This window comes from Cellulomonas sp. ACRRI (genome assembly GCF_022346185.1).
In the GTDB taxonomy this organism is placed as follows: Bacteria; Actinomycetota; Actinomycetes; order Actinomycetales; family Cellulomonadaceae; genus Cellulomonas.
In genome coordinates, this window is the sequence record NZ_JAKRMS010000268.1 from 1 (window position 1) to 1090 (window position 1090).

General features: G+C 74.1%; 2 protein-coding genes. Both read right to left on the bottom strand.

Annotation, left to right across the window (positions count from 1 at the left end; genetic code table 11):
- Positions 1-277: 277 nt before the first annotated feature.
- The gene (rplT, locus tag MHY85_RS21095) at positions 278-664 is read right to left on the bottom strand and encodes a 50S ribosomal protein L20 (RefSeq protein ID WP_147793760.1); all 387 of its coding nucleotides are present in this window, start codon (positions 662-664) and stop codon (positions 278-280) included.
- A gap of 61 nt (positions 665-725) precedes the next feature.
- The gene (rpmI, locus tag MHY85_RS21100) at positions 726-920 is read right to left on the bottom strand and encodes a 50S ribosomal protein L35 (RefSeq protein ID WP_147793761.1); all 195 of its coding nucleotides are present in this window, start codon (positions 918-920) and stop codon (positions 726-728) included.
- Positions 921-1090: the final 170 nt, after the last annotated feature.

Here is a 1090-nt window from a genome sequence, read left to right on the forward strand (position 1 = left end):
GCGCCGGGCGGTGCGGGGCGGGGCGGCGAGTGTGCACCCGACACGGCCAGCGAGCATCCGCCGACTACTCACTCGACGTGTCGGTTGCACACTCGGCACCGGGCTGGTGCGGCGGGCCGGCAGGCCAGCGGGCCGGGGGGCCGGCGGAGCCGAGACCCCGAGGGGAGCCCCGCGATCGGCCCCCGGACGCGCCGGACCCCCGGGAGCCGTGGCTCCCGGGGGTCCGGAGGAGTGCGTGCGCGCGGTCGCCCGCGCGCCCCGCGGTGACGCGAGTGCGTCAGGCGGCGGCCTTCGGCGCGTTCACGTCGGCCGGCAGCGCGTCCTTGGCGACCTGCACCAGGGCGTTGAACGCCGCGACGTCGGTGACGGCCAGGTCGGCCAGCACGCGACGGTCGACCTCGACGCCAGCGGCCTTGAGGCCCTGGATGAGGCGGTTGTAGGTCAGGCCCTGCTCGCGCGCAGCCGCGTTGATCCGCTGGATCCACAGCTTGCGGAAGTCGCCCTTGCGCGCCTTGCGGTCGCGGTAGGCGTAGACGAGGGAGTGGGTGACCTGCTCCTTGGCCTTGCGGTACAGGCGCGAACGCTGACCGCGGTAGCCGGAGGCCCGCTCGAGGGTCGCCCGGCGCTTCTTCTGGGCGTTGACCGCCCGCTTCACGCGTGCCACGTGATGCTCCTTGCTTCGTTATCGGGTCGGCTCAGGACCGCGGCGCTCGCGCGCCGACGGGTCACTTGCCGAGCAGCTTCTTGATCTTGGGGGCGTCGGCCGCGGAGACGACCTGGTCCGAGGCGAGGCGACGCGTGCGACGGCTCGACTTGTGCTCGAACAGGTGACGCGCGTTGGCCTGCTCGCGCATGACCTTGCCGCTCCCGGTGATCCGGAAGCGCTTCTTCGCACCGGAGTGCGTCTTGTTCTTCGGCATGGCTGCCGTCTCTCCTTGTCGTCGCATCGCGCCGGGGCGCGACTCGTCCGTCCGGTCCCGGTGGGGACCGGGCGTGTCAGTGCAGGTCAGGCGTTCCCGGCGTCGCCGGTCGACTGGCCGCGGGGGGCCGGCCGCGCCGACGGGCGGGGGGTCGGTGCCGGGCGCGGGGT